The organism is Sandarakinorhabdus sp. (genome assembly GCF_051860625.1).
In the GTDB taxonomy this organism is placed as follows: domain Bacteria; phylum Pseudomonadota; class Alphaproteobacteria; order Sphingomonadales; family Sphingomonadaceae; genus Sandarakinorhabdus.
On record NZ_JBHYDQ010000011.1, the window covers coordinates 101,878 to 124,487 of the forward strand.

24 protein-coding genes and 1 tRNA gene are annotated in these 22,610 nt (G+C 61.8%); 9 read left to right on the forward strand and 16 right to left on the reverse strand.

What is annotated here, in order from left to right:
- Window positions 1-59 precede the first annotated feature (59 nt).
- On the reverse strand, window positions 60-200 hold the full coding sequence (locus tag ACTIEZ_RS11500) for a hypothetical protein (RefSeq protein WP_439546813.1): 141 nt from the start codon (window positions 198-200) through the stop codon (window positions 60-62).
- Window positions 201-214: 14 nt separating this feature from the next.
- Entirely contained in the window at window positions 215-1,588 is a 1,374-nt protein-coding gene (locus ACTIEZ_RS11505) for an MATE family efflux transporter (RefSeq protein ID WP_439546814.1), read from the reverse strand.
- Window positions 1,589-1,698: 110 nt separating this feature from the next.
- Here ACTIEZ_RS11505 and ACTIEZ_RS11510 point away from each other — a divergent pair, with 110 nt between their 5' ends.
- Complete coding sequence (locus ACTIEZ_RS11510; protein WP_439546815.1) at window positions 1,699-2,328, forward strand: class I SAM-dependent methyltransferase; 630 nt, start codon at window positions 1,699-1,701, stop codon at window positions 2,326-2,328.
- Here the strand turns inward: ACTIEZ_RS11510 and ACTIEZ_RS11515 are convergent.
- Window positions 2,318-3,127 (reverse strand): MlaA family lipoprotein, encoded by an 810-nt coding sequence (locus ACTIEZ_RS11515; RefSeq protein ID WP_439546816.1) that lies wholly within the window; start codon window positions 3,125-3,127, stop codon window positions 2,318-2,320. The two genes, ACTIEZ_RS11510 and ACTIEZ_RS11515, sit on opposite strands and share 11 nt — an antisense overlap.
- Window positions 3,128-3,203: 76 nt before the next feature.
- On the opposite strand from ACTIEZ_RS11515, the gene ACTIEZ_RS11520 reads away from it, so the two are divergent.
- The 5 genes from ACTIEZ_RS11520 to ACTIEZ_RS11540 are packed head-to-tail and all read left to right on the forward strand — an operon-like array spanning window position 3,204 to window position 9,557.
- Window positions 3,204-4,151 carry an ArsR/SmtB family transcription factor gene (locus tag ACTIEZ_RS11520; RefSeq protein WP_439546843.1) on the forward strand — a complete coding sequence of 316 codons (948 nt, stop codon included), beginning with the start codon at window positions 3,204-3,206 and terminating at the stop codon, window positions 4,149-4,151.
- Entirely contained in the window at window positions 4,148-5,080 is a 933-nt protein-coding gene (gene metF, locus ACTIEZ_RS11525) for a methylenetetrahydrofolate reductase [NAD(P)H] (RefSeq protein WP_439546817.1), read from the forward strand. The genes ACTIEZ_RS11520 and metF overlap by 4 nt, the downstream gene beginning before the upstream one ends.
- A complete protein-coding gene (locus ACTIEZ_RS11530; protein WP_439546818.1) occupies window positions 5,077-6,126 on the forward strand; it encodes a homocysteine S-methyltransferase family protein in 1,050 nt (349 codons plus the stop codon). The genes metF and ACTIEZ_RS11530 overlap by 4 nt, the downstream gene beginning before the upstream one ends.
- Window positions 6,116-8,767 (forward strand): methionine synthase, encoded by a 2,652-nt coding sequence (gene metH, locus ACTIEZ_RS11535; protein ID WP_439546844.1) that lies wholly within the window; start codon window positions 6,116-6,118, stop codon window positions 8,765-8,767. Before ACTIEZ_RS11530 ends, metH begins: the two co-directional genes overlap by 11 nt.
- 58 nt (window positions 8,768-8,825) lie before the next feature.
- Entirely contained in the window at window positions 8,826-9,557 is a 732-nt protein-coding gene (locus tag ACTIEZ_RS11540; protein WP_439546819.1) for a hypothetical protein, read from the forward strand.
- Window position 9,558: 1 nt separating this feature from the next.
- On the opposite strand, the gene ACTIEZ_RS11545 is transcribed toward ACTIEZ_RS11540, so the two are convergent.
- The 10 genes from ACTIEZ_RS11545 to ACTIEZ_RS11590 form a co-directional block, all read right to left on the reverse strand.
- Entirely contained in the window at window positions 9,559-9,861 is a 303-nt protein-coding gene (locus ACTIEZ_RS11545; protein WP_439546820.1) for a hypothetical protein, read from the reverse strand.
- Window positions 9,858-10,208, reverse strand: coding sequence for a type II toxin-antitoxin system RelE/ParE family toxin (locus ACTIEZ_RS11550; RefSeq protein WP_439546821.1), 351 nt, complete (start codon window positions 10,206-10,208; stop codon window positions 9,858-9,860). The genes ACTIEZ_RS11545 and ACTIEZ_RS11550 overlap by 4 nt, the downstream gene beginning before the upstream one ends.
- Window positions 10,209-10,339: 131 nt before the next feature.
- Window positions 10,340-10,783 (reverse strand): PaaI family thioesterase, encoded by a 444-nt coding sequence (locus tag ACTIEZ_RS11555; protein ID WP_439546822.1) that lies wholly within the window; start codon window positions 10,781-10,783, stop codon window positions 10,340-10,342.
- Window positions 10,780-11,646, reverse strand: coding sequence for a glutathione-dependent disulfide-bond oxidoreductase (yghU, locus tag ACTIEZ_RS11560; protein ID WP_439546823.1), 867 nt, complete (start codon window positions 11,644-11,646; stop codon window positions 10,780-10,782). The genes ACTIEZ_RS11555 and yghU overlap by 4 nt, the downstream gene beginning before the upstream one ends.
- Window positions 11,647-11,717: 71 nt before the next feature.
- Complete coding sequence (locus tag ACTIEZ_RS11565; RefSeq protein ID WP_439546824.1) at window positions 11,718-12,398, reverse strand: PEPxxWA-CTERM sorting domain-containing protein; 681 nt, start codon at window positions 12,396-12,398, stop codon at window positions 11,718-11,720.
- Window positions 12,395-13,069 carry a PEPxxWA-CTERM sorting domain-containing protein gene (locus ACTIEZ_RS11570; RefSeq protein ID WP_439546825.1) on the reverse strand — a complete coding sequence of 225 codons (675 nt, stop codon included), beginning with the start codon at window positions 13,067-13,069 and terminating at the stop codon, window positions 12,395-12,397. Before ACTIEZ_RS11570 ends, ACTIEZ_RS11565 begins: the two co-directional genes overlap by 4 nt.
- 2 nt (window positions 13,070-13,071) lie before the next feature.
- The gene (locus tag ACTIEZ_RS11575) at window positions 13,072-13,722 is read right to left on the reverse strand and encodes a PEPxxWA-CTERM sorting domain-containing protein (protein ID WP_439546826.1); all 651 of its coding nucleotides are present in this window, start codon (window positions 13,720-13,722) and stop codon (window positions 13,072-13,074) included.
- A gap of 49 nt (window positions 13,723-13,771) precedes the next feature.
- Entirely contained in the window at window positions 13,772-14,434 is a 663-nt protein-coding gene (locus ACTIEZ_RS11580) for a PEPxxWA-CTERM sorting domain-containing protein (protein WP_439546827.1), read from the reverse strand.
- Between the two features lie 204 nt (window positions 14,435-14,638).
- On the reverse strand, window positions 14,639-15,862 hold the full coding sequence (locus ACTIEZ_RS11585; protein WP_439546828.1) for a serine hydrolase domain-containing protein: 1,224 nt from the start codon (window positions 15,860-15,862) through the stop codon (window positions 14,639-14,641).
- An 18-nt stretch (window positions 15,863-15,880) separates the two neighbouring features.
- Entirely contained in the window at window positions 15,881-16,102 is a 222-nt protein-coding gene (locus ACTIEZ_RS11590) for a DUF6356 family protein (RefSeq protein WP_439546829.1), read from the reverse strand.
- 115 nt (window positions 16,103-16,217) lie between these two features.
- On the opposite strand from ACTIEZ_RS11590, the gene ACTIEZ_RS11595 reads away from it, so the two are divergent.
- Window positions 16,218-16,289 (forward strand) — tRNA-Val (locus ACTIEZ_RS11595).
- On the opposite strand, the gene ACTIEZ_RS11600 is transcribed toward ACTIEZ_RS11595, so the two are convergent.
- Window positions 16,249-17,517 carry a site-specific integrase gene (locus ACTIEZ_RS11600; protein WP_439546845.1) on the reverse strand — a complete coding sequence of 423 codons (1,269 nt, stop codon included), beginning with the start codon at window positions 17,515-17,517 and terminating at the stop codon, window positions 16,249-16,251. The two genes, ACTIEZ_RS11595 and ACTIEZ_RS11600, sit on opposite strands and share 41 nt — an antisense overlap.
- A 753-nt stretch (window positions 17,518-18,270) precedes the next feature.
- Between ACTIEZ_RS11600 and ACTIEZ_RS11605 the strand changes: the two genes are divergently transcribed.
- The gene (locus tag ACTIEZ_RS11605) at window positions 18,271-18,849 is read left to right on the forward strand and encodes a hypothetical protein (protein WP_439546830.1); all 579 of its coding nucleotides are present in this window, start codon (window positions 18,271-18,273) and stop codon (window positions 18,847-18,849) included.
- Between the two features lie 905 nt (window positions 18,850-19,754).
- Here the strand turns inward: ACTIEZ_RS11605 and ACTIEZ_RS11610 are convergent.
- Both ACTIEZ_RS11610 and ACTIEZ_RS11615 read right to left on the reverse strand, forming a co-directional pair.
- Complete coding sequence (locus ACTIEZ_RS11610) at window positions 19,755-20,093, reverse strand: hypothetical protein (RefSeq protein ID WP_439546831.1); 339 nt, start codon at window positions 20,091-20,093, stop codon at window positions 19,755-19,757.
- Between the two features lie 352 nt (window positions 20,094-20,445).
- The gene (locus ACTIEZ_RS11615; RefSeq protein ID WP_439546832.1) at window positions 20,446-20,739 is read right to left on the reverse strand and encodes a hypothetical protein; all 294 of its coding nucleotides are present in this window, start codon (window positions 20,737-20,739) and stop codon (window positions 20,446-20,448) included.
- 317 nt (window positions 20,740-21,056) lie between these two features.
- On the opposite strand from ACTIEZ_RS11615, the gene cas9 reads away from it, so the two are divergent.
- Window positions 21,057-22,559: a type II CRISPR RNA-guided endonuclease Cas9 gene (cas9, locus tag ACTIEZ_RS11620; RefSeq protein ID WP_439546833.1), complete on the forward strand. Its 1,503-nt coding sequence runs from the start codon at window positions 21,057-21,059 to the stop codon at window positions 22,557-22,559.
- The last annotated feature ends 51 nt before the right edge of the window (window positions 22,560-22,610 follow it).

A 22,610-nucleotide genomic window follows, 5' to 3' on the forward strand; every position in this document is an offset into this window, starting at 1 on the left:
CACAAAAGGCGCCACGCCTCCGTCTGGCTTCGCTCACCACTTCCCCTTGCACGGGAGGATCACGGCCCCGCCGCAGCCTCAGCCGCCGCGACATCGGCCTCGGCCTTGTCGATCACCGCCTGCTCATTGCCTTGCGGCGCGGCCGCCTCCTTGGAACAGGCGGTGAGCAGCATGGCGAGGAGCAGCAGGGTCAGGCGCATCGCCATCGTTTAGCTCAAGCCGGCCGCGCCCGCCAGACGGCGAGCAGGTTGACCAGCCCATAGGTCGCCGTCCCCACCGCGGCCGCGGCGTACACCGCGCTGAGCGGGGCCGTCTGCGCGGCCAGCCAGGCGGCGCCGCCGGCGGTGATGGCCAGCCGGCTGATCCCGGCAATCAACGGCCCGCGCATGCGGCCCAGACCTTGTGCTGCAAAATACAGCATCAGCCCCATGCCGAAGAATCCATACATCGGCCCGGCGATCTGGAACCACAGCCGGCCGGCGGCCTGCACTTGCGGATCGGTGGTGAACCGGTCCAGCCACAGGCCCGGCGCGATCAGCAGCACGGCGCTGACCAGTGCCGATCCGCCAAACCCCAAAGCGGCAGCCAGCCGGGTCACGGCCCAGGCGCGCTGGGTCAGCCCGGCCCCCACGGCGGCGCTCACCATGGTCACCACGCCGGTGCCAACGGCAAACAGCAGCGGGATCATCAGCGTATCCATGCGTGAGGCGATGCCATAGCCGGCCAGTGCCTGCGGGCCATATTGCCCAACCGATCCGGTGATGGCGATCAGGGTGAAGCTGGACAGCAAAGTGCCAAAAGCCGACACGAGGCCGATGCCCATGATGGCGCGGATCGGTTCGGCTTCGGGTGGGTGCCAGTGCAGATGCAGCGGGCCACCCACGCGCCGCAGTCGCGCCAGGAAAATCAGCAGCGAACCCAGATAGAAGCTCAGCGTCGCCACGCCGGCCCCGGCGATGCCCAGCGCCGGCAGCGGCCCCCAACCGAAGATCAGCAGCGGCGACAGCGGGATCAGCACGGCCGCGCCGCCCAGCGAGACCGCGGCGGGCAGCTTGACTTCGCCGGCCGCGCGCAGCGCCGACCCGATGAGATTGACCATCCACACGATCACCGAGCCGCCAAACATCCAGGCCGAGAAGGTGAGCGCCTGATCGAGCGTGCGGCCGCTGGCGCCCAGGCTGGTATAGAGCAAAGGCCCGCCCAGCAGCGCGGCAAGTGTGAACATTGTGCCAAAGCCGATGGCGAGCAGCACGGCGTGCCACAGCAGCTTGTTGGCGCGGGCCTGATCCCCGGCGCCCTTGGCCCTGGCAATCGCCGCCGCCACGCCGCCGCCGATACCGGCGCTGCTCATGCCGCCCATCAGGATCAGCAGCGGCAGCACCAGCGCAGTGGCGGCCACGGCCTCGGTGCCCAGCCGGCTGACCCAATAGGCCTCCAGCACCGCAACGAAATTCTGGGCAAACACCACCAGGATCACCGGCAGGCTGAGCCGGACCAGCGTCGGCAGGATCGGCCCGGTCAGGATGGCGGCAAAACGTGCATCGGGGCGCGCATCGGGGGCAGGGCGCGTATCGGTCGGCTCGGGCATCGGGTCACCTCTGGTTCATCGGCACCGTTGAAGGCGCGGGCGGCCCGGTCAACGCAGTTTTTGTCTCAGGGTGGTTGGCGGACGTGCGGCAAGCTGCCACGATGGCGACCATGGGCCTTTATTCCGAAACCATCTTTCCGTGGCTGCTCGACCGGGCGCTTGGCCATCCCAACATCATGGCGCGTCGGCGTGCGCTGGTGGCCGGGGCAACGGGCGAGGTGCTGGAAATCGGCTTTGGTTCTGGCGCGACCTTGCCGTTCTATGATCCGGCGCGCGTCACCCGCCTGACGGTGGTGGAGCCATCCGAAGGCATGAACCGGCGCGCGGCCGCCCGGCTGGCGGCGTCGCCGGTGCCGATCACGTCGGTGCCGGGGGCGGGGGAACGCTTGCCGTTTGGCGATGGCCGTTTCGATACCGTGGTGTGCTGCCTCACGCTCTGTTCGGTCAGTGATGTCGGCCAGGTGCTTGCCGAGGTGCGGCGGGTGTTGAAGCCGCAGGGGCGGTTCCTGTTTCTTGAACATGTGCTGGCCGAAGATCCCAGCCGGCAGCGTTGGCAGCGGCGATTGACGCCGATCCAGAAGGTGGTCGGCGTGGGCTGCCACCTCGATCGGCCATCGGCTGAACTGGTGCGCGGGGCCGGCTTCGTGCTGGAACCCATGCCGGTGGCCGAGGAGGAGCCAGCGTTCGGCGGTCTGGCAAAGCTGACGCCGCTGGTGATGGGCGCGGCGATCAGGGCCTAGGCGGCTCGGTGAGCGCAGGGGTTGGGGCCGGTTCTGGTTCGGCCCCGACGGGATCGGCATCGACGGGATCGGCGAACGGATCGACTTCGTCCGGCAACTGGCCGTCGAACAGCAGCAGCCGCCGGCGCTGCAGATAGGCCGAACGCGCCAGTGCATAATCATCAAGACTGTCGGCGAGCAGTTGATCGACACCGGTATCGACCAGCGCGTTGCGGAAATTGATGATGCGCCCGGCCGCCATGCCGATGCGCACGTCCCAACCGGGGCTGAGCCAGGCGTTGCGGATAAAATCGGCGGGATCGACGACGAAATCCACCGGCGTGGCGATGCCATCACGCAGCGTCGACGGCCCGAACAGCGGCAGCACCAGATAAGGCCCGGATTTGACGCCCCAGCGCGCCAGCGTCTGGCCGAAATCCTCCGGCTCGCGCGGGCGGCCCAAATCGGTCGCGACATCGGCGATGCCGGCCATGCCCAAAGTGCTGTTGAGGATGAAGCGGTCCAGCGTGCGGAAGGCCTGGGCCAATTTGCCCTGCAGCACGCTATTGGCAAAATTGGCCGGTTCACCGTAATTGCCATAGGCGTTGGTGACCATGGTGCGCACCGGCGGCGGCACCACGGTGCGATAGGCCTGGGTGGTGGGCCGCAGCACGAAGCGATCGAGGCCCTTGTTGAAATTGTGAACGCGGCGGTTGCTGCGTTCCCAGGGATCGGCTTCGGCGCGGGACAGATCGGTGCTGCCAGTGGTGGTGCAGCCGGCAAGCAGCACGGCGAGGCCGAGAAGAGCAGCACGCGACATGGTTTTCGTGTCGCACGAAGCCGAATGAGCGGCAATCCGCTTGACGGATATAAAGATGGCTTTATATCCCGATGTCATGGAGCAGACGCTCATCATTTTCCGCGCCGTTGGCGATCCGAGCCGGCTGCGCATCCTGCTGCTGGTGCAGGGAATGGAGCTTGCTGTGGGCGAAATAGCCCAGGTTTTGCAGCAGAGCCAGCCGCGTGTTTCGCGGCATTTGCGCATATTGGAAGAAGCCGGACTGATCGAACGGGTGCGCGAAGGCGCCTGGGTGTTCGTGCGGCTGGGCGCGGCGGCGATCAGTGGCCCGGTGCTGGAATTGATCACCACGCTGGCGGCCAAGGACATTGGCGGTGACGATGTGGCGGCACAGGATCGCGCGCGGCTGAGCGAGGTGCGGGCCGATCGCGCGGCGGCGGTGGACGCGTGGTTTGCCGCCCATGCCGATGCCTGGGAACAGGAAAGGTCATTGCACACGCGCGAGGCCGGCGTGGAACAGGCGATTGTAGCGACACTGGGCGGCGAACTTGGCGATCTGGTTGATGTCGGCACCGGCACCGGGCGGATGATCGAGCTGCTGGGGCCGCGCGCGCGATCGGCGTTGGGCCTTGATCGCAATCCGGAAATGCTGCGGCTGGCGCGCAATCGCATCGATGCCAGCGGGCTGGCGAGTGCGCGGGTGCAGGCCGGGGACATGTATGCATTGCCGCTGCCCGATGCGGCCTGCGACACGCTGCTGCTGCATCAGGTGCTGCACTATGCCGACAATCCGGCTGCGGCCATTACCGAGGCGGCGCGCGTCTTGCGGCCTTTTGGGCGGTTGCTGGTGATCGATCTGCTGCCGCATGCGCGCGAGGAACTGCGGCAGGAGCGCCGGCACGTGCGGCTGGGCTTTGCTGATGAGGCGGTGCTGGGCTGGATGGCAGATGCCGGCTTGAACGGCCGGGTGGCGGCGCGGCTTCCGGCCGAACAACCGGATCAATTGGGTGTTGCCCTGTGGCAGGGCGAAAAGGTGATAGCATGACCCTCAGTCTAAATCAGATGGCGGAAGCAGCGCGGGCGCTCGATGGGCCGTTGTTTGCCGATGTGCCAGGCGACCTCGCCGTCAGTTTCGAATTTTTCCCGCCGAAAACGCCAGCGATGCATGACGCATTGTGGCAGGCGGTGGAGACGTTGGTGCCGTTGAACCCGCGGTTTTTCTCGGTGACCTATGGCGCTGGCGGCACCACGCGCGAACGCACCCATGCCACGGTGGCGCGCATCGCCGCCGAAACGCCGGTGCCGGCCGCTGCGCACCTGACCTGCGTGAATGCGACGGCCGAAGAACTCGATGTGATTGCCGATGAATATTGGCATGCCGGCGTCCGCCATATCGTGGCGCTGCGCGGTGATCCGCCCGGTGGAGAGGCGAGTTTCACGCCGGTTGCCGGCGGCCATGCCAGTGCTGCCGATCTGGTGAAGGCGCTGCGCAAGCGCCACCCGTTCGAAATCTCCGTGAGCTGTTATCCCGAGACCCACCCGGAAGCGCCCAGCCCGACTGCCGATCTGGAGGCGCTGAAGGCCAAGCATGACGCGGGTGCCAGCCGGGCCATCAGCCAGTTCTTCTTTGAACCCGATACGTTCTTCCGCTTTCGCGACAAGGTGGCGGCGGCAGGCCTGGATGTGGAACTGGTGCCCGGCATATTGCCGGTGACCAATTTTGCCAACCTGACCCGGATGGCGGCGGGCTGCAACACCAATGTGCCGGCCTGGATGGCCAAGCTTTTTGCCGGGCTGGATGACAAGCCGGCGGCGCGGCAACTGGTGGCGGCGACGGTGGCGGCAGAGTTGGCGCGGCGGTTGTACGCTGGCGGTGTGCGGCATTTCCATTTCTACACACTCAATCGCGCCGAATTGTCGTACGCGATCTGTCATTTGCTGGGTGTCCGCCCGGCCGAGGTGCTTGCCGCATGAACAATCCAGCCGAAACCCTGCGCGCTGCCGCGGCCACGCGCATCCTGGTGAAGGATGGCCCTTATGGCACCGCCATCCAGAATCTTGGCCTGAACGCCGGTGACTATGCCGGCGACATGCAAAGCAACCATGATCAGAAGGGCAATAATGATCTGCTCAATCTGACGCGGCCCGATGATATTGCCGGCATCTGCAACCGTTACATCGCCGCCGGGGCAGACTTGCTGGCCACCAACACGTTCAACGCCAACCGTATCAGCCAGGCCGATTATGGCCTGGAAGGGCGGGTGCGGGAGCTCAATCTGGCGGCGGCCAAGGTGATCCGTGATTGCGTGGATGCAGCGACTGCAGCCGATGGCAAGCCGCGCTGGGTGGCGGGTAGCCTGGGGCCGACCAACAAGACATTGTCCCTCTCCCCGCGCGTGTCGGACCCCGGCTATCGCGAAGTGACCTTTGACGAGGTGAAGAGCGTTTATCGCGAGCAGATCGACGCGCTGATCGAGGGCGGCGTGGATTTCATCCTCATTGAAACCGTGTTCGACACGTTGAACGCCAAGGCGGCGGCGTTTGCGGCGGCGGAAGCGGCCGATGATCTGGGCCGGGATGTGCCGGTGATGCTGTCGATGACGCTGACCGACTTGGCCGGACGCAATCTGTCGGGTCAGACGGTGGAGGCGTTCTGGCATTCCATCCGTCATGTGAAGCCAGTGGCGGTCGGGTTGAATTGCTCGTTCGGCGCCACAGAATTGCGCGCGCATGTGCAGGCCCTGGCCAAGGTGGCGGACACGCTGATCCTGACTTACCCAAACGCTGGCCTGCCCAACGACATGGGTGCCTATGATGAACAGCCAGAGACAACGGCGGGCCTGATCCGCGGTTGGGCGGATGAGGGGCTGGTGAACATCGTGGGCGGCTGTTGCGGCAACACGCCCGAGCATATCGCCGCGATGGCGCGGCAGGTGGCAGGGATGCCGCCGCGGATAGTGCCCGCCGAGCGCCCGGCGCTGCGGCTTTCCGGGCTGGAGGCCCATGTCTATGCAGCCTGAACCCACCGAGCAGCCGCAGGCCGGAGGCGTGCGCTTCATCAACATTGGTGAACGCACCAACGTCACCGGATCGGCGGCGTTCAAGAAGCTGATCCTGGCTGGCGATTACACCGCCGCTGTCGAGGTGGCGCGCAGCCAGGTCGAGAACGGCGCGCAGATCATCGACGTCAACATGGACGAAGGCCTGCTCGACAGCGAAGCGGCCATGGTCACTTATCTGAACCTGATCGCCGCCGAACCGGACATCGCGCGGGTGCCGGTGATGGTCGATTCCTCGAAATGGACCGTGATCGAAGCCGGCCTGAAGTGCCTGGCCGGCAAGGGTATCGTCAATTCGATCAGCATGAAGGAAGGCGAGGCGCAATTCCTGGAACAAGCGCGCAAATGTCTGCGCTATGGCGCCGCAGTGGTGGTGATGGCGTTCGATGAACAGGGCCAGGCCGACACCGCTAGCCGAAAGGTGGAAATCTGCGCGCGCGCTTATGATTTGCTGACCGGTATCGGCTTTCCGCCCGAGGATATCATCTTCGATCCCAATATCTTCGCGGTGGCGACCGGGATCGAGGAGCATAATAATTACGGCGTCGATTTCATCGAAGCCTGCGCCGAAATCCGCCGCCGCTGCCCGCACGCCCATATCTCCGGCGGGGTGTCCAACCTGTCGTTCAGTTTCCGCGGCAATGAGCCGGTGCGCCGGGCGATGCACAGCGTGTTCCTGTATCACGCCATCCAGGCAGGCATGGACATGGGCATCGTCAACGCCGGGCAGCTCGATGTGTATGACGCCATCGATCCGGAATTGCGTGAATTGTGCGAGGATGTGGTGCTCAACCGCCGCGCCGATTCCACGGACCGCTTGTTGGCGGTCGCCGACAAGTTCAAGGGCGGGCCAGCGAAGGCGGCGGACCCGGCGGCCGAACTGTGGCGGCAATGGCCTGTCGAGAAACGCCTCGAACATGCGCTGGTGAAAGGCATCGACGCGTTCGTTGAGGCCGACACCGAGGAAGCCCGCCAGACCGCCGTGCGCCCCATCGACGTGATCGAAGGCCCGTTGATGGCCGGCATGAACGTGGTTGGTGATCTGTTCGGTGCCGGCAAGATGTTCCTGCCGCAGGTGGTGAAATCGGCCCGCGTGATGAAGAAGGCGGTGGCCATCCTGCTGCCCTATATCGAGGCGGAGAAACAGGTCGGCACATCGGCCAAGGGCCGCATCATCATGGCCACCGTGAAGGGCGATGTGCACGATATCGGCAAGAATATCGTCGGCGTGGTGTTGCAGTGCAATAATTTCGAAGTGATCGATCTGGGTGTGATGGTGCCGGCGCAGACCATTTTGGCGGCGGCGCGCGAGCATCAGGCCGACATGATTGGGCTGTCCGGCCTGATCACGCCGAGCCTGGACGAGATGGTGCATGTCGCATCCGAAATGCAGCGCGCCGGGATGACCATGCCGCTGCTGATCGGCGGCGCCACCACCAGCCGCGTGCATACCGCGCTGCGCATCGCGCCGGCCTATGAAGGCCCGGTGGTGCATGTGCTCGATGCCAGCCGTGCCGTTGGCGTGGCGGGAACGCTGGTTTCGGATACGTTGAAGGACGGTTTCGTGGACGAGACCGCGGCCGAATATGAGCGGATTCGTGTGCAGCGGGCGGGGTCTGGCCAATCGGCCCTGGTGCCAATCGAGCAGGCGCGGGCCAATGGTTTCCCGACCGATTTCGACGCGCATCCGCCGGTGGCGCCCAACTTCACGGGCGTGATGACCATCGACGATGTGACGGTCGAGATGCTGGTGCCCTTTATCGACTGGACACCGTTCTTCCGCGCCTGGGAACTGCATGGCAATTATCCGGCGATCCTCACTGATGAGGTTGTCGGCGAAAGCGCCAGCGGGTTGTTTGCCGATGCGCAGGCGATGCTGGCCAAGATTGCGCAGGAGAAATGGCTGCAGCCCAAGGGCGTGGTCGCGATTTTGCCGGCGCGGCGCGATGGCGATGATGTGCTGCTGTTCGCCGACGAACGCCGCGGCGAGCTGCTGGCCCGCCTGCCGTTCTTGCGCCAGCAGATCGCCAAGCGGCCAAGAGAAGATGGGGGCCGCGCCAACATGTGCCTCGCTGATTTCATCCACCCGGAGGCTGATTGGCTCGGCTGTTTCGCGGTGCAGGCCGGGGAGGGTATCGATGTGCAATTGGCCCGCTTCCAGAGCGGCCATGATGATTACAACGATATCCTGCTGAAAGCGCTGGCGGATCGGCTGGCCGAGGCTTTTGCCGAATATCTGCACGAGCGCGTGCGCCGCGAAATCTGGGGGCATGAGCTTGGCAATCGCATGTCGAACGAGGATCTGATCCGCGAGCGTTACACCGGCATCCGCCCGGCGCCAGGCTATCCGGCCTGCCCGGAACACAGCCTGAAACGCCATATCTTCGATCTTTGCCAGGTGGAGGATCGCGCTGGCATCACGCTGACCGACAGCTTCGCGATGCTGCCGACCGCGGCGGTTTCCGGGTTTTATTTTGCCCACCCGCAGGCGGCTTATTTTGGTGTCGCGCGGATCGGGCCGGACCAGTTGGCGGATTATGCCCAGCGGCTCGGGGTGAGCCTTGGGCGCGCTGAACAATTGCTGCGGCCAAATCTCGACTAGCCGGGGCGGGGGTGGCCGGCCTATTGAGGCCATCCCCCGCCATTGCTCTGTTGCCGGATTGAACGCACCCACCGCCTCTTTCCTTGCGCCCGAAACCGGCATGTTGCCGGAGCGTCGGCGCGTGTCGGTGCTGGCCATCGTGCTGGGCCTGCACGTGCTGCTGATCCTGCTGTTGCTGCTGCTGGCGCCGCCGCAGCCCAAGGGCAAGCCTGGGGTGACATCGATGATCGGCGTGAACATCGCCGCGCCCACCCCCGAACGCGCCCAGCCGACCCCGGAACAGAAGCCGGTGGTGCGCCCGCCGTCGCCGCGTTCCGCGCCGCAGCCCAAGCCAATGGTGACGGTGCCCGACGCGCCGCCAGCGAAATGGACGTTCGGCGATGCCGATCTGCGCGGTTTCGACATCGCCAAGGTGCCGCAAGCCGAAGCGTCGCCGCAGGTCGCCGCCGGCGGCCCGCCCGACAGCGCCGTGGTCGGGGTCGCACCGGACGGCAGCAAGCTTTATGCCGCAGAATGGCAGCGTGAGCCGACCGACGCGGAACTGGCATTTTACCTGAGCAAGGCCCGCCGAACCAACCGCGCCGGCGACTGGGGCCTGATCGCCTGCCGCACCGCGCCGCGGTTCAAGGTGGAGGATTGCAAGGCCATCGGCGAATCACCGGGCTCGGGCCTGGGCTATGCCGTGCAGGAAGCCGCTTGGCAGTTCCGCGTGAAGCCGCCGCGCATCGATGGGGAATATCAGGTGGGCACGTGGGTGAGCATCAGGATCGATATCCGTCCGGCGGAGTGAGTTAGTCGACCAGTTCAACCTTCAAGCGCTTGCCGACGCCCTGCGCGGCCTTAGCCAGCGACAGCAGCGTAACATTATGCTCGTTTGGATCGAGCAGACGATCCAGCTGCTTGCGGCTGGTTTCCATGCTGGCAGCCAAGGCGGACTTCGTGATGCTGGCTGCCTTCATCGCATCTTCCAATTGCAGCGCAATCACCCGCTTGGTGGCTGCAAGGGTGACCTCTTCCAGCATCCCTTCTTCGGCCAGCCAATCATCAAGGCTGGTGAAGGTGGAGGTGTCACGCGGACTAGTTGGGGTGGTCATGGCGGAGGCCTTTGCAAAAATTCCTGCTGCCGGTCGCGAGCGATGCGCAATTCCTTGTCAGGCGTTCGCTGACTCTTTTTGATGAAACCATGCAGTACGAGGAGGCGCAATCCCTGCCCGTCAAAGCAGTAGAACAAACGAAACTCCCGACCCGATGGCAGGCTGCTGCGCAATTCGGACAGGCCCTTGCCCAATGGTCGGCTCAGCGGCATGCCAAGCGGGTGGCGCATCTGCAGGGTTTTAAGATCATCGCCGATGACGCGCTTATCGGCAGCATTGAAGGTGCGTATCAGATCGAGGACGACATCATTGCCGGCCAGTGTGCGGTAGAAGACGAGGGGGAACATCGGAGGCTACTGATTGGATTGGTTCTAAACAATCTCATCATCTCTCAGACTCCATCATTGGCCTTCGTTTACCGCTTGGGAGGCCGATCCAAGCTGACGCAATGTACCATAAATGATGCGCCCGTCAACCATCACACCATCTTCGCGGCCACTTTCGCCGCATCGATCAGGCTGATCGTGCTGCTCGCCTTGGCCAGCACGCGGCCGTCGGGGGTGGTCAGCCGGCCTTCGGCAAAGACGGTGCGGCCGCCGGCCTTTTCGATCCAGGCTTCGGCAAGCACACGGCCCGGATTGGCCGGCGCGAAGTAGCTGACCTTCAGTTCAAGGCTGATCGGCACGCGGGCGATGCCGTGTTTCGCCATCACCGCATGGGCCATGGCGGCATCGATCCAGCCGGCGACGAAGCCGCCCTGCGCCACGCCGCCGCTGTGGCACATCGCGGGCAGCACTTCATATTCGATCACCGCATGGCCGGGTTCGAAGCGCACGATGCGGCGCTGCGCGAGGCTGTGGGGCAGGGAGCCTTCGGGGCCGGTGTCGGGCGGTTGCGGCATGCCCAGATCGTGTTCGCTCATGCGGATTTCCCGATCTTGTCCTGCGTGCGCGTGTCGAAATCGCTGGCGTCGTGGCGTTCGTGCAGCTGGCTGGCCGGATCGCCATAGACGCGGTTGACCATGCGGCCGCGCTTGACCGCCGGGCGCGCGCCGATCTGCTTCGTCCAGCGGATGACGTTGGTGTAGCTGGCGACATCCAGGAATTCACCGGCCTCATAGAGCAGGCCCAGCGCCAGTGCGCCATACCAGGGCCAGATCGCCATATCGGCGATGCTGTATTCCGGCCCCGCCATATATTCATGTTCGGCCAGATGCTTGTCGAGCACATCCAGTTGCCGCTTCACCTCCATGGCATAGCGGTTGATCGGATATTCCTGCTTGGTGGGGGCATAGGCATAGAAATGCCCGAAGCCGCCGCCCAGGAACGGCGCCGAGCCCATCTGCCAGAACAGCCAGCACAAAGCCTCGGTACGGGCATGATGATCGGTGGGCAGGAAGGCGCCGAATTTTTCCGCGAGATAGATCATCATCGCGCCGGATTCGAACAGGCGGGTGGTCGGATTGGTGGAATGATCGACCAGCGCCGGGATCTTGCTGTTGGGGTTCACCCCCACAAAGCCCGACGAGAATTGATCGCCGGCGCCGATGTTGATCAGCCAGGCATCATATTCGGCGCCGCTGTGGCCGGCAGCGAGCAGTTCCTCCAGCAACACGGTCACCTTCACGCCGTTAGGGGTGCCCAGGCTGTAGAGCTGGAAGGGATGCTTGCCGACCGGCAGATCCTTGTCGTGGGTGAGGCCGGCGATCGGCCGGTTGATGTTGGCGAAACGCCCGCCGCTTTCCTTGTCCCAGGTCCAGACTTTGGGCGGCACATAGTCGGTCATGATCGCGTCTCCGGCGTTGTGATCTTGCCGGGATTTCTGGGCTGCTTTGGCGCATTTGCCAAGCCGATCGGTCAGACACTTATTCTTTTGGCGGCCAAACCAATAGCGCGGCGCCGGCGCATCGCAGTACCGACGGTGCCGAAACCGAGGATCAGCATCAGCCAGGTCGATGGCTCCGGCAAGCCGAACGGCGTGTTTGGAAGCCCCATCTGCACATCATCGATGGCAAATTCGCTGGCTGATTCGATGGTGAAGCGTACCACCTGAGTGTGATTCTGATCAGTGCCGTTGATCACCCGAAACAACGGGGTGAAGGCCGGTACGGTCAGTTGAAAATTCACGAAATAGGGTTCCTCGCCAATGTCATAGGCGTCCATGTTCCAACCTTGCATGATGATCTGCACCGGGCTGCTGCCGGTGCTCAACGTGAAGGCTGCTCCCGGCCAGTCGAAGGAGATCGGGTCGGCGATATCGAACAATATGCTGGTGCCGACATAGACGTTGCTGCCAGACGAGGCCGGCAGTTGCGGCGTGCCCAGCGCGATGCTGCCGCCGCTGAGGATGCCCAGGCACCAGTCCGGCGAAGTGGTGGGGATCGATCCATCACAGAACTGAAACGCCATCGGCCCCGGATCATAGGTTTCGAAATCCTCGCGCGACGCGAGGCCGAAGGTCGAACCAATGGCAAATGCCGGCGTGGCCAGCACGGTTGCGGCGGCCAGGGCGCCAGCGAGCAGGATCGGCTTCGTCATGATGCCAGCTTTGGCAGGGTGGATTGGCGAGCAGCACGCCGCCGCAGGCTGATGCCGACGGCGCCGAAACCGGCAATCATCATTAACCATGTCGCCGGTTCGGGAATACCGGGCTCGACGGTTTCCAGGCCCATCTGCAGATCGTCGATGGCGAACAGGCTGTCCGATTGCAGGGAGAAGCGGTGGACGGTGACCGGGATGGCATCGGTGCCGGCAAAGACGTTGACGTTGGAAAACCCGGCGGGAAGCTGGAACTGGAACACGCTGAGATATTGATTCACGTCAAAGTCAAAATACTCGATGTTCACATTGACCGGGTTGTCCCCACTGTGCAGCGTGAACGATACCCCCGGCCAGAAAAAATCGAACGGCGTAGCGATATCGAACAATATGTCGGTGCCGGCATAGACCTGCGTCCCGGATGTTGCCGGAAATTGCGGCGTTCCCAGCGCGATGCTGCCGCCGCTCAGGATACCGAGGCAGTCATCCGGTTGGGTAGTGGCAAATGCAACACCGTTGCAGAATTGCAGAGATAGCGGCCCGAGCGCATAGCCTTCGAAATCGTCCCGCACGGCCTCGCCGAACGGGCTGGAAACTGCAGCGGCTGGGGCAGACAGCACGAAACTGGCAAACATGGCTGCAGTCAGCAGCAGGCGATGGTTCGGTATCATCACTATAGCCCCTTTGACAGGTTGGTGATCGATGTGTGCACCCGGCGCCGCAGGGTGACGCCCACTGCGCCGAAGCCGACAATCATCATCAGCCAGCTTGCCGGTTCGGGCACTGCGGGCGGCACGCCTTCCAGACCCAGCACCAGATCGTCGATGGCGAATTGCGATGCCGATTGCAGGGTGAAGCGGCTGAAATACTGAATATTGGCTGCAGAGCCGACGCCGAGCACCTCGTTGGCGAACATGGCCGGCACCTCCAGGCTGAACAGTTCGAATTCAAGGCCGTTGTCGAAATCATAGAGGGTGAAGATCACCGGGCTGTCGCCGGTGCTCAGGCTGAACGACAGCGCTGGCCAAGCGTAGAAGTCAGGTTCGGGAATGGCGAAGGACAGGCTGGTGCCGGCATAAACCTGGCTACCCGATACGGCCGGCAAATCGTCGGTGGCGGTCAGCACGCTGCCGCCGCTGAGCACGCCGAGGCAATCGTTGCCTGGCTGACCGCAAAAGCTGAAGGATTGCGGGCCAAGCGCATAGCCCTCGAAATCCTCGTGCAGGGCGTTGTCCACCCAGGTCTGCGCGGCAAACACCGGCCCGGCCGCAACGGCACTGGCGAGCAACATAACGGGAAGCGAGTGTTTCGCGAACCTGATCATGGGCTTCACCTCTGGTTGCGCGTGGAATTCGAAACAGCAAAACGCCAGTTCAGGCCATTGGTCCCCGTTGCACGATGCGGTCAGTGCGTGACTGGCGGCGCAGGCGGACGCCCACCGCGCCAAAGCCCAGGATCATCATCAGCCAGCTCGCCGGTTCGGGAATGCCGGGGGCGACATTTTCCAGGCCAACCTGCAGATCGTCGATCGCGAAGGTGGCGTTGGAGATCATGGTCAGGCGGGTAAAATGACCGGGATGGTCATCGGTGCCCAGGCCAATACGCAAGTTGGTCTGATTGGCGGGCACCATCAGGTTCGCAACCAGGATCTCCATTTCCAGATCATTGTCATAAATGTAAAAACCAAGCGATATGTCATTACTGCCGCTGGTGAAGTTGGCATAGAGGCCGGGCAGGGAATAATGATAGGGATCGGGCAGGGCGAACAGCAGGTTGGTGCCGCTGTACAACTGGGTGCCCGATGACGCCGGGAATTGCGCAGTTTGCGCAATGATGCTGCCGCCACTCAGGATGCCAAGGCAATCCGGTTCCGGTTCGCTGCAATAGCCGAAACTTTGCGGCCCCAGTTCATAGTCCTCGAAATTCTCGAAGAAGGCCTGCCCGACGGCGATCGGCACCGCAGCGGCCGGCGCAGCAATGCCGGCGGCGGCCATCAGCACGGCGGATATCATCAGATGCGCAGTCACTCTGGCCATGACAGACTCCTCCGAGTCAATGGCAAGATGATATGTCGCGAATCAATCTTCTGGCAACCTTGTTTGCGCGGCCGGCGCCAGCCGGAACGCCCGCAGCGTCGACGTGCACGCGGGTCAGGTCATCGTGGGTTTCCTTGCAGATCGGGGCATGATGCAAGCCGTATCGCCGCCCGCCCGCTCGTTTCAGGCCGGCGTGGCGGATTTTCAATCGTCCAGTGCGGCATAGACCATGGTGCGCATCTGCTTGCGCACCGGCCAGGTCGAGGACGGGATGAGCTGCGTCATGAAGATGCCGATCAGCTCTTCTTCAGGGTCCACCCAGAAGAAGGTGCTGGCGGCGCCGCCCCAGAAATAATCGCCGTTGCTGCCGGGCATCAGCGTCTTGTGGCTGGCGGTGCTGGTGGCAAAGCCCAGGCCGAAGCCGACGCCATCATAGGCGGCTTCGGAAAACAGACTGCGGCTCATGGCGGGCAGATCGACGCCGCCGGGCAGGTGATTGGCGGTCATCAGATCGAGCGTCTTGCGGCTGATCAGGCGGTGGCCATTCAATGTGCCGCCGTTCAGCAGCATCCGGCAGAATTGCAGATAATCCTGCGCGGTCGACACCAGACCGCCACCGCCGGAATAGAAACTTGGCGGCTGCAGGTAGGAGGAGGTGGTGGGATCATCCTGCAGGCTGATGGTGCCGTCCTGCTTGGGTTGATAGCAGGCGGCCAGGCGGTGGCCCTGGCCGTCGCGGACATGGAAACCGGTATCGATCATGCCCAGCGGCTGGAAGATATGCTCGCTGAGATAATCCTCGAACGTCTGGCCCGACACGACCTGCACCAGCCAACCCAGCACATCGGTGGCCACCGAATAATTCCACGCGTCGCCGGGGGAGAATTCCAGCGGCAGCTTGGCCAGCGCCTGGATCATGCTTTCCAGCGAGCCGGCTTTCTCGATCTCGCCGATCTTTTCGCGGCGATAGGCTTCATCGACATTGGTGCGCAGTTGAAAACCATAAGTGAGGCCGGCGGTGTGGCGGAACAGATCGATCACCTGCATCGGGCGGGCCGGTGGGCGCGTCTGGAAGCCGGTGCGGTGGGTGCCGGCCACGAACACGCCGATATTCTTCCATTCCGGGATATATTTGTGCACCGGATCATCGAGCGCGATGAGGCCGCGCTCCACCAGCATCATCAGCGCCACCGACGTGATTGGCTTGGTCATCGAATAGATGCGGAAAATCGTGTCTTCGCGGGCCGGGATTCCACGTTCCACATCGGCCAGGCCCTGCACGCCGATATGCGCCACCTCGCCATGGCGGGCGATCATGGTGAGCGTGCACGGCAGCCGCCGCGTTTCGAGATATTGTTCGGCAAGCATGGCATCCAGCCGCGCCAGCCGCTCAGCGGACAGGCCCAGTTCTTCTGCTTGATTGGTCATCGTGTGTCCCCGCGTTGGTCAGAAGGTCGGCTGGTCGAACTTGCGGGGCGCCACATCCTTGTACAGCGCGCAGATCGCGTCCGACCCGGCCGTCTTGTAGAGGCCGGGCACCAGGCCATGCACGAAACATTTGAAGCTGGCGACCAGCAGGCGCCCGCCGACACCGAAGGCTGCACCCATATGCGCCGAATACGTCTCGTTCACGCAGCGCGGGTGTTCGAGGAAGAGCCGGTACAGCATCGTGGGCGCCTTTCGTTTGTGACAGGGGCGAATTGGATATCGCCGACTTTGGCAGCGGCAGCGCGGGGGTGCAACCTTGCATCGGGCATGCCCCGGCGCTAGGCGGAAGCGCGGCGGGCGGTTAGCTCAGTGGTAGAGCGTCTCCTTTACACGGAGAGGGCCGGGGGTTCGAAACCCTCACCGCCCACCGCGCTTTTACCTTTATCTATCAAGAGGTTAAGGGAGGTGCGCTTCTCGATTAGAATGCCACCGAACTTGTCAGTGGTCCGCAAATGGTCCGCACGCCAGGACCGCACCGCGAACATTAGGCTAATCCAGATACCTTCTTGCGTGGTCCGCAGTATGGCCATCTCCTCTGGGCGAATTGCCATGTAGCGGCCGGTCGAGCCGATCACAGCATGGCCAAGTGCCTGTTTTATCTCCAGTTCCGGCACACCGCTTTCTCCCAGCCAGGTCGCCATGCTTCGGCGAATGGTTTTCGGCTCCACGTCGCTGCTCAGCCCTAAAGCCCGGCGCATGGTATTCCAGCGGCGTCGCATCTGCACCGGCAGTGATTCGCCCGAAGCTATCCACTCCGCAAGCCAGGGTTGCCACCAGCGCGGGATTATCAGGATTGGATTGCGTTTCTTGGTGCGCGGCCAGCCACGTGGATGCGTGTCGATGACGCCGCGCATCAGATCAGCTTGTTCCCATGGTCGCCATGCCCTCACTGCCTCCGGTCGCGTTAATGTCGCCACCTGTGCCAACACGAAGCGCAGCAGCAGCCGATCGTCCAACGCGTAGCCGATGATACTGGCCATTTCCGCAACAGTCAGGATGCGCGGCGGGTTTTGCTGAATGAAGCGCCGATCGACGGATGGGACTTTGGGCGCATAGGGCACGCGGCCTTCGCTTGCGGCATGATTGAGCGCGGCGCGAATGTCATCAATCACACGCTGCATGGACACACCGGACAGACCCTTGCTGTTATTGGTGTAGCGCCGGCCCTTCCAGTCTAGCGTGTAGCCATGAGCAGCCATGCGCCAGGATGCGAACCGGCGAAAGAGGCCGGGGGTGCATTCCTCGAATGTCAGTTCTAGCGTGGCTTCGTCTTGCACCAGGAAGCCGATGAATGACCGCATGCTGCTTGCGATCTGATCGGGACTGACGGCGTGCTGACCGCGCTCCTCCCAATACAGCAACAGTTGCGGCACCACAGCGGCGCTAGCATCCTGCTGACCCTTCGCTTTGGTCGCGGCATAGTGCGCGTCGATCTGAACAACGGCGTCGTCTAGGGCTGTGCAACCAGTGCTGCGATAGCGGACTGTCCGAGCTTTACTGTCGTAGTGGGCGATTTGCCATGCTTTAGACTTGGCGTCGGGCCGGTGGTCAAGCCAGAAGGGGCCGATAATGTGGGGACTTGTGTCTCTGCCCATAACGCCTGTAGCTCCCTCGCTTCTGCGACCTGTAAAGTTTCTAGCGTGCCGATGTTGGTCAACATCTGCAACTCATCGAGCGTAAAACGAGCGCCATGTCCGTTACGAATAGCCCGGCGATATTTCTGGGCAAGACTTTGTAAATCACTCATAACGACAATGCTCGTTCCCTGTTTTACCGTGAATAGTGTAAATTTGTATTATAGTATTTTTTTACAAGAGGGCAATGTTGTGTTCTATGTGGTCCAATGGTTAGGAATGTGCATCCAAATGTTCTGTATGATAGAAATCTTAGCTTGTGAGGTGCCACTCATTATCAATACGAATTTTGTTGACTAGTGCCCAAGTCTTATTTGATAGAAACGACGACATGCAGGATCACCCAACAGGATGGCGAGTGCTGACTGCCTCGCCCACGGCATAACTAGCGGAGTGTATGTGTTGTGTCAAGCATACAGTTTGGAATGGTGAAATGGAGCACCCAGCAGGATTTGAGCCTGCGACATCTGTCGTGGGAACGGGGTAGGGCGCTCCTCTGCGGCAAGCTTTGGCACCTTGTCAGCCAGCAATGCTGCTTTTAAGCCTTGCTGCTATGGATGTTGAGGGTGTGATCGCGAAGTGGTGGGTCGCCTCGGCGGGGCTGAGCAAGCCAATTTGTCACTTTTCTTTGACGATTCCGTGCAAGGTGCTTGCACTGCCGGACCTGCTTAAGCCGACACACACCTGCACATTGGCGATCGAATTGGTGCAAACATGAACGATCCAGGCAACGGCTCGGACTATCCCTATGCAGCAACGGCCGCCGCGAGGATGCTGTCCGACGCCATTGGCGCGCGCGCAGAAGCTGGCGGAGAGAGCCTTCGTCAGCTCGCTGGAAAGCTCGGTTACCGCAGCGCGGTCGTGCTAAGCCATATGCGAACCGGGCGGCTTCCGATCCCAGTCGATCGCGCTGTAGAAATTGCCCAAGCGGTCGGTATGGACGAGAGCAAATTTCTTGTCCTCGTTTTGGAACAACGCTTTCCTGATGTCGATATCAGGAAAGCGTTTGCGGACGCGCCACAGGAAGGATCGCAGGAACTTCCGATCAGCCTCGTAAGGCTTATTGGTGAACTCAGTGCGTTGGCCGGGCGGCCAATCACCGAGTTACCGGCCGAGAGTCTCGGGGTGTTGCGCGAAGTTGTGGCCGATCCCCATCCTCGCCGGCGATGGCTGACCATCCCAGAACTATCGATGATTGAGCTTGCTCGCCGTTCTGATCCTTCCTTCGCTCAAAATGGGCTGTCGGTGCAGCAGATGGAGGCGATTGCTGTTTGCCTGTCGGCTACCCATTAGCTCGTCCGATGGATACTAATTTATTGTGTGGATTCACACCCTGTTTCCCCGGGCATTCCGATAAGGCCTCATCATAGCAATGACTTACAGTGGTGCTGACCCCCGTTGTCGGGAAAGTTCACGTGACACCTGCGGGGTAAGATACCCACAGTCGACGCCCAGCGTGGCCAGATCCGGTTTTCCTTGGATGTTCGCATATTGAGAACAATGAGAAAGTCCCTGGCGCATCACGCGGCGCGATGATGTGCTCGATCAGGCACATGATGGGTCATAGCCTGGTTGAAGAGAAGGGGAAGGAACTCCGCGATGGTCGCTTGAGGACGGTGTTTGCAGCTACAGGTGCCGGATATGCGCTCATGAAAGGCGCTTTCTGAACGCCGCGATATCTGTCTTGACAAACGTGTGTGTTTCGTTTATCACGCGCGTACACGCTCACGTAGCTCGCGCCGCCGCGTGCGGGCATGTGCGCAGGCGTGCGGGCGTGCGCCTCTTAAGTAATATATTATTTAATATATATTATATTAGATACTAGACTCGATTCAGATTCCAAAAGTTTGAATTGTTCTACGAACGGAAAAATTTCCCATTTGCGTCGCTATTGAGATTGGTTCGCAATAAACTTCAGATGCTCTACCTTTGGTAGCAGGTCGGTTCGAAGTTTGAACTGAGATTGTGCTCCACACATGCCATCTCACGGCGTTTCAGGACAGATTCGTGCAAAGAGTCGATATCGTGCGGAGTTTGGCAACTCTACACCCGCCAGAGATGCCCAAATTTGGTCGCTAAGGGGTGCTACAGCGCGATGGGAGGTGGTTTGGTTAGGTAGCCCTACCTCATAGCCTACACGCGCTCAGCGGGGCTTAAAATCGCTGTGAAGCTAAATGCCCTCAAAAATACATTCTCTTTCAGTTATCAGAAAGGCGCTTCCGTAGCAATTGCCTGAATAGGGCCGGCCCACCGGCGACGATCGGCGAAGGATCCATACGGTGATGGCTATCGTCGCTATGTCCAGCTTCCGATGCCTTACCTTCCACGTGAACCTTCACCCTGATCTCGAAGCTAAATTGGTTGCCGCAGGCCGAGATCCATGCGCGGCGTTTAGAGATCGACTGCGTGCCGAGCTCGACCGCGCCGGCCAGGATCAACGCGAATATCTTTTCGTAATGGAAGGTTACGCAAAGGATCAAAAGACCCAGGTCCGATTGCATATTCACGGTGCGGCGTTCATCGAAACAAAGGCTCAAGGGGAGATCCTAAAGCGCGCCGCATACAGGGCGGCTGGGCAGGGTGTCGGCGGCCGGTCCAAGCGCATCCGAGCTTACCACGAGAAAGAATATTGGGGCGGCGGGCTCCGCTTCACGGACTATATCTTCAAGGTCATCGATTTGCCCGATGGGCGCCTCCCCGGTCGACGGGTGAGCATGTCGCGTAGCTTAACGCAGGGAGCAAAGGATTTTTACGAATACGCTGCTTTTGGTGAGAATGCTCATGATCGCCCCAGAGCGTTGCTACCTGTCAGGGTGAGCTTACCATAGCGAAGCGAGCGATTCGCGCTGAGAACCTCCTAGAACCCGTTCCAGGGCTACGTGCCGGCACCTATAGAAGATAGTTCAGTTTGCTGCGGCTGGTCAGGCGCATTGCTGGCACGCCGGACCGTTCTCGTATGGCCAGGAAGAAGGTTCGACCTTGGCAGCCGACAACCTTGCACCTGCCGCTGCGGTCAATGAGCGTGAACGATTGACCCTGGATCGCGCACAGCAGATCGAGGTCAACGGTCAACGTAACTTGCCAATTGGTGCAGAATGCGTGGACGGTGATTTCCTCCTCTCGCATGATCCCCACAGTCGACGCCCAGCGTGGCCAGATTCGGTTTTCCTTGGAAATTCCCATAGGAAGAACATTTGAGGAACAGAAGCGCTTTGGCTAGGCGCGGCGTGGTGATGTGCTCGATAAGCCACATGATTGGTCACAGCCTGGTCGATTGAGGTCGGTGTTTGCTGCCGCATGCGCCAGTTAAGCGACAGCGCTCGGCTTGCATCGACGGGAACAAAAACACAGCACCCCCGGAATTTCCGGGGGCGCTGCTTCTGTCCGGCGTTGCTTCTTGGGATGCCGAGCCCGCTCGAAGGAAGCTTTTGCTTGCGAAAAGCAGCCCTTCTCGTTCTGCTAGAGACTCGAAGTTAGCAGACAACAAGCAGAGGTCAAGCATGGGAACAGAACTGGTCTTCGGTTTCGATATCGGCACCACGTCGATTGGCTCAGCCGTCATCCGCATGAACAGAGACACGGAACAAGGCGAAATCCTGCACATGGGCGTGCGCGTCTTTCCCGAGGCGCGCGATCCGAAGGGTATCCCGCTAAATCAGGAACGGCGGGGCAAGCGCATGGCACGCCGGCAGTTGCGGCGGCGCAAGCAGCGGAGGATCGGCCTCAATAGCCTGCTGAGCGACAGTGGATTCCTGCCGCAGTTTTCTAAGGATAAGGCCAGCAATTGGGCAACGGCGATGGCCATCGATCCATGGGATGCACGCTCCCGGGCAACCGAAGGCCGGCTCACTTCGCACGAGCTTGGCCGTGCGCTCTACCATCTGGCGCAGCGCCGGCATTTCCGGGGCCGTGATCTTGAGGTGACTGAAGCCGCGGCCAAAGCCGAGGAGTCCAGCGCTGAGGAAAAGAAGGCCGCTTCGCGACGAGACAATGATCGTAAGGCCTTGCGCGCTTCCTGCCAGACATTGGGCGCCTTTCTGGCAACTATCCCAGAAAGAACCGAGCGGCGGCGGGGCCACCATTTTGCCCGCGAGGATGTCTTGGCGGAATTCGAGGCAATTCTGAAGGCACAGGCACCACATCATCCGCAACTAACCAACCCGGATTTCATCGATCTGCTCGAAGAAGCGATTTTCGCGCAGCGGCCGGTGTTCTGGCGAAAGGCGACGCTTGGCTATTGCCGGTTCGTGCCAGGGGCTGAGCTGGCTGCAAAATCATCGTGGCTGGCGCAGGAAAAGCGCATGCTGGAAAAGCTGAACAACCTCCGGATCGAGGACGGCAACGGTCGCCCACTCGATGATCAGGAGCATTTCGCCATTCTCAGCCTCCTGCGCAAACAAAATAGCGCCAACTGGGGCACAATCCGGCGACATCTCAAGCTCTACTGGCGCAAAAATGACTTGCCTGAGAAACCGACGTTCAATCTCGAGCGCGGCGGTGAAAAGGAGCTCGTCGGTAACCGCCTTGAAAACAAGCTGGCTCACATTTTGGGCGAGCGCTGGCAGTCTGATCCTGAACTGCGTGATAAATTGCGCGAGCAAATCCATGCACGGCTCTATGCGGCGGATTATGGGCAAATCGCTGGGCGCATCGTCATCCGCCGCGAGGTGGACCGCCGCACCAAGCGGGCCATAGAGCGCGACCGCCTCAAGACCGATTTTGCCCTTACAGATGAACAGGCCGACGCGCTGGCAGAGCTAAGCTTTGCGCCAGGGTGGGAGCCGTTTTCGACGGAGGCGTTGGGGGCGTTTCTTCCGCGCTTGCTAGATGGGGCCAATTTCGGATCACTTCTGGCCAGCCCTGAAGAAGAGGCTTGGCGGGCCACCACCTTCCCCAATCGCGTCCAACCGACAGGGAGTTGGGTGGACAGGCTGCCGACGCCTGGCAACAGCAAGGACGAGATCGACCGCCAAAAGTCGTTAGCGTCCGCTCACGTGGTGTAATTTCCCGGTGTAGATGATTGCGTTGCCGGGGGTGGGGCGAGCCCCACCCCC